Source organism: Pseudomonas sp. CGJS7 (assembly GCF_036961695.1).
In genome coordinates, this window is record NZ_JBAMDI010000209.1 from 1 (window position 1) to 12647 (window position 12647).

Consider the following 12647-nt stretch of genomic DNA (forward strand, 5'->3'; position numbering starts at 1 on the left):
AGGCAGTGCCCAGTTCGCTACCGTCGGCAGCCACGATGCGCACGGTGCTGCCCGGTTCGGCACGGCCGGTGACAACGCTGCCGTCCGCGCTCACGGCCAGTTCGGTCGGTGCGGCAGGGGCGGTGATGTCGGGCGCGTTGATTTGTGCGGGCAGCGAGGAAACGCCGCCGTCATCGATGGCGACCACGTCCAGCAGTTCGCCGTCGGCTTGTGCGGGATTCAGTTCGATGCTGAAGCTGCCATCGGCGTTGGCAATGGCACTGCCAATCAGAGTGCCGTTGGCGTCATGCACTTCCACACGGCTGCCGGCCGGCGCGGTACCGGTGAGGGTGGTGCCATCAGCATTGATGGCCAGATTGCTCGGGCTGTCGGGCGCAGTGGTCAGCGGTACGTCGTACTCAGTAGCCACCGAAGCATTGCCGCTTGGGTCGGTCTGCACCAGGCTCAACTGCTCGCCCGGCTGCGCCGCCGGATCCAGATCGATCAGGAAGGTGCCATTGGCTCCCACAACACCTGTGCCGATCACGGTGCCACTGGCATCGCGCACCTCAACAGTGGCGCCGGGTTCGCCGCGACCGCTCAGGGCCAGGCCGTCAGCGCCGACGGCAATGTTGCTCACCGCATCGGGCGGGGTAATGTCCGGCGCATCGAATTGCAATGGGGCAGAGGCGTTACCGTCAGCATCCACCAAGCGTACGTCGAGTGCTTCGCCGTTGGCCTGGGCAGGCGACAGGGTGAGGCTGAATAGGCCGTCGGCACCGACGACACCAGTACCGATGACAGCACCGTTGGCATCGCGTACTTGCACGGTAGCGCCGGGCTCGCCGCGACCGGTGAAGGTGACACCATCGGCCAGGGCCAGGTCAGTCGGTTGAGCGGGCGGCAGCAAGTCGGCCGAAGTGACCGAGCCCGGCTGGGATACGTTGCCGGCGGCATCGGTGAGGGTGACTTGCAAGGTGCTGCCGTCGTTCACGGCAGGGTCCAGGGTGACGGTGAAGGTGCCATCTGCAGCGACGGTGCCTGTCGCGAGGATGTTGCCGGCCGCGTCACGCACCTGCACGGCAGTGCCGGCTTCGCCTCGACCACTGAGTTGGCTGCCGGCAAGGCCGATCACCAGATTGGTCGGTGCTTCAGGCGGGGTGGTATCGCCGCCATCGATGTCTGGGGCCGTGACCGAGCTGGCAACGGAAGTGTTGCCAGCGGCATCTGTCGCGGTGGCCTGCAGGACTTCGCCATCAACCTGTGGTGGGTTGAGGTTGAGGCTGAACACGCCGGTCGGGCCGACCACGGCAGTGCCCAATTCGGTGCCGTCGGCAGCCACGATGCGCACGGTGCTGCCCGGTTCGGCACGGCCGGTGATCACGCTGCCGTCCGCGCTCACGGCCAGTTCTGTCGGTGTGGCAGGGGCGGTGATATCCGGTGCGGTGATTTGGGCGGGCAGCGAGGAAACGCCGCCGTCATCGATGGCGACCACGTCCAGCAGTTCGCCGTCGGCTTGTGCGGGATTCAGTTCGATGCTGAAGCTGCCATCGGCGTTGGCAATGGCACTGCCAATCAGGGTGCCGTTGGCATCATGCACTTCCACACGGCTGCCAGCCGGCGCGGTACCGGTAACGGTGGTGCCATCAGCATCGATGGCCAGATTGCTCGGGCTGTTGGGCGCGGAGGTCAGTGGGACGTCGTACTCGGTAGCCACGGACGCATTGCCGCTTGTGTCGGTCTGCACCAAGCTCAACTGCTCGCCCGGCTGCGCCGCCGGATCAAGATCAATCAGGAAAGTGCCATTGGCTCCCACAATACCCGTGCCGATCACGGTGCCACTGGCATTGCGCACTTCAACGGTGGCGCCGGGCTCGCCGCGACCGCTCAGGGCCAGGCCGTCAGCGCCGACGGCAATGTTGCTCACCGCATCGGGCGGGGTAATGTCCGGCGTATTGAACTGCAATGGGGTAGAGCTGTTACCGGCGGCATCCACCAAACGCACGTCGAGTGCTTCACCATTGGCCTGGGCAGGCGACAGGGTGAGGCTGAACAGGCCGTCGGAACCGACAACACCGGTGCCAATCAGGTTGCCGGCTGCGTCGCGCACCTGCACGGTAGCACCAGGCTCACCGCGACCGGTGAAGGTGACGCCTTCGGCCAGGGCCAGGTCGGTCGGTTGTTCAGGGGCTGTAGTATCAGGGGTGTCGACGTCCGGTGCCGTGATGCTGGCAACTGGCGAGCTATTGCCTGCCGCGTCTGCAGCGCTGACCTCCAGGGCCTGGCCGTCGCTTTGTGGCGGTTGCAGGGTGATGCTGAACTGGCCGTCCGCACTGGCCACCGCAGTGCCCAGCAATACGCCACCTGCGCCTCGTACGGATACCGTCGAGCCGGGCTCGGCACGACCGGTGAGGGTGTTACCCTGCTCATTGATTGCCAGGTCGGTCGGCGCCAGTGGTGCAGTTGCGTCCGGTGCAGTGACAGTGCCAGGCGCCGAGACATTGCCGGCGGCGTCGGTCAGGGTGACATCAAGGTTTTCGCTGTTGATCTGCGGCGCATTCAACGTCACCTCGAAGATGCCGTCGGCACCCACTGTGCCGCTGCCGATCAGGTTGCCGGCGGCGTCGCGGATGTTCACCGTGGTGCCTGCTTCGCCACGGCCGGTCAGACGCAGGCCATCCGGTGAAACCAGCAGGTCGATTGGCGTGGCCGGTGCGCTGGTGTCGGGGTCGGAACCGCCGCTGCTGCCCCCGCCTCCATTGTCCGCCGCTGCTGCTGCGCCGCCCACGCCCAGCAGGCTGAGCCCGGCAATCGCCCAAGTTGGCATGGCGCTGCCTGCAGTACCGATGCCTGCGACCAGTTCGTCCAGCGAGGCCACTTCTTCGAAGGTGAAACCGGTGAACGCTGCCGCATCGTACTGGGCATGCCACAGGGTGCCGTCTTCGCCGACGAAGACCATATCGCTGCCGACCCCGGCCTGGTCCACGGCGAAGAAGTTACCGATGGTGACCTTTTCCCCCGACTTCAGGGTGACGATCAGGTCCTGCCCGCGCTGGGTGACCGTGGCCACTTTGTCTGGAGATACCGGTATCTGCACGACGCTGGGTGCTTTGAGATTGATATTGCCCCAGGCGCTTTGAGTGGCGACTTCGGATTGCTTATCGGCGACGACGATGTTGTCCATGGATGCTCCCTGCTGATATCCGGATCCCCCGGCCCGAGTGTTCGGGCCACAACCGGCGTAACAGAGCCCTGTCAGGGGTTTTACGCACAGCCTCGACCAGGCAGTCGACAAACGGGTGGTTAGGGAGATATAGCAGCCGGTGGGGAAGCAACCAGATGGCTTTCTGGGTTAATCCTTTGGTAGAAAAGCCTCAGCGAAGCCCAAGCCTGCGGGCCAAACGGCTCAGGTTTGCGCGGTCCAGACCGAGTTCGCGGGACGCTGCTGCCCAGTTGTCCTGATGCCGCTGCAGGCAGGCTTCGATCACCTGTCGTTGGTAAATATCGACGGCTTCACGCAAGCCGCCTTCAGGCGGGGCGACTACTTGCTGCGGTGCAGCGGGGGAGGGCAGCGTGCCTGGCGTGGCTGCCGACACACGCAGGTCCAGGTCGATGGCTTCGAGGGTGAGGATACGTGGCCGATCAGGGTGCTGGCCCAGCGCCTTGAGTGCCGAGCGGCCGATCAGGTGTTCCAGTTCGCGCACATTGCCTGGCCAGTCGTAGGCGATCAACGCGGCTTGGGCCTCATGGCTCAGGCGCAGGCTGTTCAGGCCAAGCCGTGAACGGTTCTGTTCGAGGAAGTAGCCCGCCAATAGCAGCACGTCACGCCCACGTTCGCGCAACGGTGGCACGTGCAGCGGGTATACGCTGAGGCGGTGATAGAAGTCGGCGCGGAAGTTGCCCGTACGCACCTCTGCAGCCAGGTCGCGGTTGGTCGCGGCGATCAGGCGTACGTCCACCCGGTGCTCGCGGTCCGAACCCAGGCGCTGCAGTTGGCCGCTTTGCAGCACGCGTAAAAGCTTGGCCTGGACCGTCAGCGGCAGTTCGCCCACTTCGTCGAGGAACAGTGTGCCGCCGTTGGCCAGTTCGAACTTGCCGCGGCGCTCGCCATGCGCGCCGGTGAAGGCGCCGCGCACATGGCCGAACAGTTCGCTTTCCACCAAGGTGTCGGGCAGGGCGGCGCAGTTGAGGCTGACCAGCGGCTTGTCGGCGCGGCTACTGGCCCGGTGCAGGGCCTGGGCCACCAGCTCCTTGCCGACCCCGGTTTCGCCGGTGATCAGCACGGTCAGGTCGCTGCTGCCGACCAGACGAATTTCCTCCACCAGGCGTTTGTGTGCGGCGCTCTGGCCAATCAGCTCTCTATCCTGGCCGCTGGCCTGGCGGTAGAGCTCGGCGCGATGGTGTTCGTCTTCGGCGCGCAGGGCCAGGTGCTCGATACGCTCGGCCACGGTAACGGTGGCGGCAGCCAGGCTGGCAAAGGCCTGCAGGGCATCCAGCTCCAGGCTCTGGAACTGCCCGGGGGTGAGGGCGTCGAGGGTGACCAGGCCCCATGGGCGCTCATCGACCATCAACGGGCAGCCCATGCAGTCGTGCACTTCAAGGTCGGCATCGGGGGCATTGACCAAACCATCGTAGGGGTCGGGCAGTTCGGAGTCGCTGGCAAAACGGGTGGGTTCCGGGCGGCTCAGCAGTATCTGGAAACGCGGGTGCTCGCTGACCCGAAAGCGCCGGCCGAGGGTGTCGGGGCTAAGGCCATCCACTGCCAGCGGCACCAGCCATTCACCATCCAGTCGCAGCAGTGCTGCAGCATCGCACGGCAGCAGGCCGCGCATGGCTTGCAACAGGCGGCGGTAGCGTTCCTGGTCGGGCAAATCGCGGGACAGGTCGCTGACCAGAGGCAGCAGGGTGGTGAGCAGTGGCTTTGTAGTCATAAGGACTCCTGTGGGTCGATATGACTATACGCAGGGGTGGGTCGTTTTGACATGACCTGCATCAAACCCCTGATTTTGCTGGCGATAAAAGTTGGCACGATTGCTGTAATGGCAGGGGCAGTCATTTGAAGCCACAGGCTCAGGAGTTGTTGCAATGCTCAATGCCGAACAACGTGCAATCATCAAGGCCACTGTACCTCTGCTGGAAAGCGGCGGCGAAGCGCTGACCACCCACTTCTACAAGATGATGCTCAGCGAGTACCCCGAGGTACGGCCGCTGTTCAACCAGGCCCACCAGGCCAGTGGCGATCAGCCGCGTGCGCTGGCTAACGGCGTGTTGATGTATGCCCGCCATATCGACCAGCTGGAGCAACTGGGCGGCCTGGTCGGGCAGATCATCAACAAGCATGTTGCCCTGCAGATTCTGCCGGAGCACTACCCGATTGTCGGAAGCTGCCTGCTGCGCGCCATCGAGGAAGTGCTGGGCAAGGACATTGCCACACCTGCGGTGATCGACGCCTGGGGCGCGGCCTATGGCCAGCTGGCCGACATTCTGATTGGTGCTGAAGAAAACCTCTATAAAGAGAAGGAAGAGGCCGAGGGTGGCTGGCGCGGTACCCGTGAATTCCGCCTGGTACGCCGCGAGCAGGAAAGCAGCGAGATCGTTTCGTTCTACTTCGCCCCGGTGGATGGCATGCCGGTGCTCAAGGCAGAACCTGGCCAGTACATCGGTCTGAAACTGGACATTGACGGTGCCGAGCAGCGCCGCAACTATTCCCTGTCGGCGCTGTGCGACGGCAAGGAATACCGCATTAGCGTCAAGCGCGAGGCGGGCGGCAAGGTCTCCAACTACCTGCACGATGAGCTGATGGTGGGCGATACCCTGCAACTGTTCCCGCCTGCGGGTGACTTCACCCTGGCAGCCAGCGACAAGCCGCTGGTGCTGATCAGCGGAGGGGTGGGCATTACCCCGACCCTGGCGATGCTGCAGGCAGCACTGCAAACCCGGCGCGAGGTGCATTTCATCCACTGTGCGCGTAACGGCGCGGTGCATGCCTTCCGGGACTGGATCGATGGCCTGGCGGCGCGTCATCCACAGCTCAAGCGCTTCTACTGCTATGCCGAGCCGGAAGGTGGCGCTGCGGCCGATGCCGTGGGTTTGCTGAGTGAAGACCTGCTCGCCGAGTGGCTGCCGCAGGAGCGTGACGTGGATGCCTACTTCCTCGGGCCCAAGGGCTTCATGGCGGCGGTCAAGCGCCAGCTGAAGGGCCTGGGTGTGCCCGAGCAGCAGAGCCGCTACGAGTTCTTCGGGCCGGCGGCAGCGCTGGAGTGATGTAGCGCCTGTGCCGGCCTCTTCGCGGGCAAGCCCGCTCCCACAGGTATTGCACCGGTCTTGAATGGGGTGCCGTAACTGTAGGAGCGGGTTTACCCGCGAAGGGGCCGGTACAGGCCTATAGCGTACTCGTCCCCCGCTGCAGCACATCTTTCTGCCTATATATAAAGAAGAGATGAAAGCACCTGCGCAGCTTTCATCCTTAATCATCCTTTAATCACGGTATCCTTCACTCCCGGGTGTCGAGGGGCTTGCCCCTGCGCGGCACCTGGGCAGCCGTTTTTTGCCGCCCGGCGTTGAACCGACGTCGTTGCGGCCGGTCTCACCCACACTGGATAGCCCTGCGCAGTGCTTCCGCGACGCTCCCTCGGCATGCTCACAGGCCATGCCCAGCGTGTAGACTTGCGCCCAGGCAGGCGGACCACGCTGCCACTATCCATCGAAGGAACCGGCAATGAACGAACAAACATCGCGCCTGAATCGGGAACGGCGCTTTCTGGTGCTGTTGGGGCTGATCTGCCTTTCACTGATCGGCGGCGCCCTCTACATGCAGGTGGTGCTCGGCGAGGCACCCTGCCCGTTGTGCATCCTGCAGCGTTATGCGTTGCTGTTCATTGCCGTGTTTGCCTTCATCGCTGCGGCGATGCCCGGGCGCCGCAGCCTGACCTTCTTCGAGGCGTTGGTGGTGCTCAGTGCAATTGGCGGAATCGTTGCGGCGGGCAACCATGTGTATATACTCGCCAACCCCATGGTCAGTTGCGGTATCGATACCCTGCAGCCGATCGTGGATGACCTGCCACTGGCGAAGCTGTGGCCACTGGCGTTCCAGGTCGACGGCTTCTGCAGCACGCCGTATCCGCCGATCCTCGGCCTGTCGCTGGCGCAATGGGCACTTGTTGCCTTCGTGCTGACCGCCGTCCTGGTTCCGCTCGGTATCTACCGCAATCGACGCCAGGCTTAGACAAAAGTCCCGAATTGCATGGGGTCTTTTGCACCGCATGAGAAGAGGGAAAAGTTGCGCACCGCTTGATCCAGATCAACCCGCAGGCCTTGCAGGGTGCGGCTTTGATGCCTATCAAGCGGGGTGCGACAAACTGTCGCGAAGTTGAATTATCGAGCAGCATTGTTACAGATTCTGTAAAAGACTGTTGCTCAATAAGTCATAGTCAAGGGTTGGCGACCTATCTACAATCGCCCCCAATTTCCGTTCGGCACTGCTTGCGAGTCGCAGGATTGAAGGAAGCCTCAGCGCTCCTTTTTGCTGACTTCGTCAAGTTTCGCCCAACGGCGATACCGGGCGGACACCCCTCCGCGTTTTCCCGCACCAAATGGACTTGGTCTGAAGTACAGGCCTGTTGCCTACGAAACCATAAGCACCGCTAACCCGCTTGAAGCCAAGGTCCTGCAGTCGGACCCCAGGCAGGAGCGAGTACGGGCGCGAAATGCCTCACTTGGCAGGACGAAGTGTTGGCTACCAAAACACAAATTGCATTGAAGCAAGCTGATCTAGAGGTCGTGAGATGAGTAAAAAGCGTTACCCCAGACTGTTTGGCATATTGCCCTTTTTAGGCATGCTTTTACTCAGTGGGTGCAACTGGACCCTGCTCGACCCGAAGGGCCAGGTCGGCATTGAGCAAAAGAACCTGATCCTGATCGCTACCGGCCTGATGCTGCTGGTGGTAATCCCTGTGATCATCATGACCCTGGCGTTCGCCTGGAAGTACCGTGCTTCCAACAAGGCAGCCACCTACACTCCTGACTGGTCGCACTCGACCAAGATCGAGGCCGCGGTATGGATCATCCCGATCCTGATCATCATCGCCCTGGGTTACGTCACCTACCACTCCACCCACAAGCTGGACCCTTATCGTCCGCTGGATTCGGACGTTAAGCCGATTCAGATCGACGTGGTCGCGCTGGACTGGAAGTGGCTGTTCATCTACCCGGAGCAGGGCATTGCCACGGTCAACAAGATCGTCTTCCCGGCTAACACTCCGGTCAACTTCCGCGTCACTTCCGACGCCGTGATGAACTCGTTCTTCATCCCGGGCCTGGGCGGTCAGATCTACGCCATGGCCGGCATGACCACCAAGCTGCACCTGATCGCCAACGAAAACGGCGAATTCGACGGTATCAGCGCCAACTACAGCGGTGCTGGCTTCACCGGCATGAAATTCAAGGCTACTGCCACCTCTCAGGAAGACTTCGACAAGTGGGTCGCTGAAGTCAAGCAGTCGCCGAAGAAGCTGGACAAGGCCGAATACGACGCCTTGGCCAAACCAAGCGAAAACAACCCGGTCGCGCTGTATAGCGAGGCTTCGCCTGAGCAGTTCCAGCTGATCGTCGACAAGTACGAAGGCATGAACCGCGGTCGTAGCCACGAAGAAGCAGGCAGCAAAGATCTGGCCACAACCAAGGGTGTGGAATCGAGTATGCAACCAGCTGCCGGTGCAGAGGAGTAAGAGATGTTCGGTAAATTAAGCCTGGAGGCGATACCCTATCACGAGCCGATAGTCATGGTGACGCTTGCCATGATCGCGCTCGGCGGTATCGCTGTCGTCGGTCTTATCACCTATTTCCGCAAGTGGACCTACTTGTGGAGCGAGTGGCTGACTACTGTCGACCACAAAAAGATCGGCGTGATGTACATCATCGTCGCGATGGTCATGCTGCTGCGCGGCTTTGCCGACGCCATCATGATGCGTACCCAGCTGGCTGCCGCAACCGGCGGCTCCGAAGGCTACCTGCCGCCTGAACACTATGACCAGATCTTCACCGCTCACGGTGTGATCATGATCATCTTCATGGCGATGCCGTTCTTCACCGGCCTGATGAACCTGGCGGTTCCTCTGCAGATCGGTGCACGTGACGTTGCCTTCCCGTTCCTGAACTCCCTGAGCTTCTACCTGCTGCTGGCAGGCGTGCTGCTGGTCAACATCTCGCTGGGCGTTGGTGAGTTCGCCAAGACCGGCTGGGTTGCCTATCCGCCGCTCGCGGGCATTCAGTACAGCCCTGGGGTGGGTGTCGACTACTACATCTGGGCGCTACAGCTATCCGGATTGGGTACGACGCTTACCGGCGTGAACTTCCTCGTCACCGTGATGAAGATGCGCGCACCTGGCATGAAACTGATGGACATGCCGATCTTCACCTGGACCTGCACCTGGGCCAACGTGCTGATCGTCGCTTCGTTCCCGATTCTGACTGCTGCACTCGCTCTGCTGACCGTTGACCGTTATCTGGACTTCCACATCTTCACCAACGAGCTTGGTGGGAACCCGATGATGTACGTCAACCTGTTCTGGGCGTGGGGTCACCCTGAGGTTTACATCCTGATCCTGCCGGCCTTCGGCGTGTTCTCGGAAGTAACTTCGACGTTCTCTGGCAAACGCCTGTTCGGCCACCACTCGATGATTTACGCATCGGGCGCGATCGCCATCCTCGGCTTTGCTGTATGGCTGCACCACTTCTTCACCATGGGTGCCGGCGCCAGCGTCAACACCTTCTTCGGCCTGGCGACGATGCTGATCTCCATTCCGACCGGTGTGAAGCTGTTCAACTGGCTGTTCACCATGTACCAAGGCCGTGTGCGCTTCACCGCACCGATGCTCTGGACCCTGGGCTTCATGGTCACCTTCTCCATCGGTGGCATGACCGGCGTACTGCTTGCCGTTCCGGGTGCTGACTTCGTCCTGCACAACAGCCTGTTCGTAATTGCGCACTTCCACAACGTGATCATCGGTGGCGCGGTATTCGGCTACATCGCCGGTTTCGCCTTCTGGTTCCCGAAAGCCTTCGGCTTCACCCTGAACGAGAAGTGGGGCAAAGCTGCCTTCTGGTTCTGGCTGTCGGGCTTCTACGTTGCGTTCATGCCGCTGTACGCCCTGGGCTTCATGGGCATGACCCGTCGTCTGAACCACTCCGACAACCCACTGTGGGAACCCTACCTGTACGTAGCCGTTGTCGGCGCCGTGCTGATCCTGTTCGGTATCGCTTGCCAGCTGATCCAGATCGTCGTTTCGGTCCGCGACCGCAACCAGAACCTGGACGTGACCGGCGACCCATGGGGCGGCCGTACCCTGGAATGGTCGACTTCTTCGCCACCTCCGTTCTACAACTTCGCTCACATGCCTGAGAAAGTTGGTCTGGACTGCTGGCACGAAGCCAAGGAAGCAGGCGTTGCGTACAAGGCCCCGGCCAAGTACGAAGCCATTCACATGCCGAGCAACACCGCTACCGGTCTGTTCATGGGCCTGTTCCTGACCGTCTTCGGCTTCGCCTTCATCTGGCACATCTGGTGGCTGGTTGGCGCGAGCCTGGTTGCAACCATCGCTGTCTTCGTTCGCCACGCTGCACGTGACGACCAGGGCTACATGGTTCCGGCCGAAGAAGTGGCGCGCATCGAAGGCGAGCGTATGAAAGCGCTGGCCAAAGCAGGTGCTCTGCCTGCCGGCGCACGTGTCGAATCGTTTGAGCGGGTGTAATCAATGTCCAGTCAAGTAATGCACGGCGCTGCTCATGGTCACGACCATGGGCACGACGACCACCACCACGACTCGGGCCAGATGACCGTACTGGGCTTCTGGCTGTACCTGATGACCGACTGCATCCTGTTTGCGTCGCTCTTCGCCACCTACGCGGTGCTGTCCGGCAGTTTTGCCGGCGGCCCGTCGGGTCATGACATCTTCCAGCTCGATTTCGTAGCTGTTGAAACGCTGTTCCTGCTGCTGTCCTCGATCACCTTCGGCTTCGCCATGCTGAAGATGTTTGATGGCAAGAAAGCTGGCGTACTGGGCTGGTTGGCTGTGACCTTCCTGTTCGGTGCAGGCTTCATCGCGATGGAAATCTATGAGTTCCATCACCTGATCAGCGAGGGCTTCGGCCCGCAGCGCAGTGGCTTCCTGTCGGGCTTCTTCGCCCTGGTAGGTACCCACGGTCTGCACGTGACTGCTGGTCTGATCTGGATGGCAATCATGATGTACCAGATCAACAAGCACGGCATCACGCCGACCGCCAAGACCCGCATGAGCTGCCTGAGCCTGTTCTGGCACTTCCTGGACGTGGTCTGGATCTGCGTATTCACCGTCGTTTACCTGCTGGGGGTTCTGTAATGGCTAACGCACACGACACTCATCACGAAGGTAATCACGGCAGCGTCAAGTCGTACATGATCGGTTTTGTACTGTCGATCATCCTGACTGCGATCCCGTTCGGCCTGGCCATGACTGCCAGCCTGCCGAAGAACCTGACCGTTCTGATCATTGTTGCCATGGCCGTGATCCAGGTAGTTGTTCACCTGGTTTACTTCCTGCACATGGACCGCTCGAAAGAGCAACGCAACAACGTTTCGACGTTCCTGTTCACCACCCTGGTGATCGCTCTGCTTGTCGGCCTGTCGCTGTGGATCATGTTCAGCATCCACTTCGAAATGTTGGCCAAGTGAGGTAAGACTGCATGTCCGTTAAGCACTTTATCCAAATCACCAAACCGGGGATCATTTTCGGTAACGTGCTTTCCGTGGCAGGCGGTTTCTTCCTTGCCTCGAAGGGCCATGTGGATTTCGCCCTGTTCCTGGCGGTGGTGATCGGTACTTCGCTGGTGGTTGCGTCCGGATGCGTGTTCAACAACTGCATCGACCGTGACATCGACCACAAGATGGAGCGCACCAAGAACCGTGTCATGGTCCAGGGCGGCATGTCGCTGCCCCTCGCGCTGATCTACGCCACCCTGCTCGGGGTGGCGGGTTTCAGCCTGCTGTATGTCCAGGCCAACCCGCTGTCTGCGTTCTGCGCACTGATTGGCTTTGTCGTCTACGTCGGTTTCTACAGCCTGTGGCTGAAGCGTAAATCGGTGCACGGCACCTTGGTTGGCAGCCTGTCGGGTGCCATGCCTCCGGTGATCGGCTACTGCGCCGTGAGCAACAGCTTCGACCTGGCTGCGGTAACCCTGCTGGTGATGTTCAGCCTTTGGCAGATGCCGCACAGCTTTGCCATCGCGATCTTCCGCTTCAAGGATTACAGCGCTGCCAACATTCCGGTTCTGCCGGTGGCACGTGGCATCCTCGCGGCGAAAAAGCAGATCGTGCTGTACGTGCTGGCCTTCGTGCTCGCCACCCTGATGCTTACCCTCGGCGGTTACGCCGGCCTCGGCTACCTGGCCGTGGCTGCTGCCATGGGCCTGTACTGGCTGTACATGGCCTGGGGTGGTTACAAGGCCGAGGACGACAGCAAGTGGGCCCGCAAGGTGTTCGGCTTCTCCATCCTCACCGTCACTGCATTGAGCGTGATGATGGGTGTGGACAGCCAGACCGCTGCGGATGTGCTGATGACCTACGCACGCTGAAACTGCTGCCTGTTTCACGAAAGCCCCGGCCTCTGTGCCGGGGTTTTTTTTTTGGTGTTTTT

At 61.4% G+C, this 12647-nt stretch carries 9 protein-coding genes; 7 read left to right on the forward strand and 2 right to left on the reverse strand.

The window, feature by feature from the left end:
- Positions 1-3163 (reverse strand): Ig-like domain-containing protein (locus V7787_RS50460; RefSeq protein WP_336095066.1); only part of this gene is annotated, 3163 nt, incomplete at its 3' end.
- Positions 3164-3353: 190 nt separating this feature from the next.
- On the reverse strand, positions 3354-4910 hold the full coding sequence (gene norR, locus V7787_RS50465; RefSeq protein ID WP_104886670.1) for a nitric oxide reductase transcriptional regulator NorR: 1557 nt from the start codon (positions 4908-4910) through the stop codon (positions 3354-3356).
- A gap of 154 nt (positions 4911-5064) precedes the next feature.
- Between norR and hmpA the strand changes: the two genes are divergently transcribed.
- The 7 genes from hmpA (at position 5065) to cyoE (ending at position 12585) form a co-directional block, all read left to right on the forward strand.
- The gene (hmpA, locus tag V7787_RS50470; RefSeq protein ID WP_064491317.1) at positions 5065-6243 is read left to right on the forward strand and encodes an NO-inducible flavohemoprotein; all 1179 of its coding nucleotides are present in this window, start codon (positions 5065-5067) and stop codon (positions 6241-6243) included.
- Between the two features lie 454 nt (positions 6244-6697).
- The gene (locus V7787_RS50475; RefSeq protein ID WP_003248609.1) at positions 6698-7204 is read left to right on the forward strand and encodes a disulfide bond formation protein B; all 507 of its coding nucleotides are present in this window, start codon (positions 6698-6700) and stop codon (positions 7202-7204) included.
- Positions 7205-7763: 559 nt separating this feature from the next.
- The gene (gene cyoA / locus V7787_RS50480) at positions 7764-8705 is read left to right on the forward strand and encodes a ubiquinol oxidase subunit II (RefSeq protein ID WP_003248605.1); all 942 of its coding nucleotides are present in this window, start codon (positions 7764-7766) and stop codon (positions 8703-8705) included.
- A gap of 3 nt (positions 8706-8708) precedes the next feature.
- A complete protein-coding gene (gene cyoB / locus V7787_RS50485; protein WP_010952047.1) occupies positions 8709-10727 on the forward strand; it encodes a cytochrome o ubiquinol oxidase subunit I in 2019 nt (672 codons plus the stop codon).
- Positions 10728-10730: 3 nt separating this feature from the next.
- A complete protein-coding gene (cyoC, locus tag V7787_RS50490; RefSeq protein WP_010952048.1) occupies positions 10731-11354 on the forward strand; it encodes a cytochrome o ubiquinol oxidase subunit III in 624 nt (207 codons plus the stop codon).
- Positions 11354-11686 (forward strand): cytochrome o ubiquinol oxidase subunit IV, encoded by a 333-nt coding sequence (cyoD, locus tag V7787_RS50495; RefSeq protein ID WP_003248599.1) that lies wholly within the window; start codon positions 11354-11356, stop codon positions 11684-11686. Before cyoC ends, cyoD begins: the two co-directional genes overlap by 1 nt.
- A gap of 11 nt (positions 11687-11697) precedes the next feature.
- On the forward strand, positions 11698-12585 hold the full coding sequence (gene cyoE / locus V7787_RS50500; protein WP_003248596.1) for a heme o synthase: 888 nt from the start codon (positions 11698-11700) through the stop codon (positions 12583-12585).
- The last annotated feature ends 62 nt before the right edge of the window (positions 12586-12647 follow it).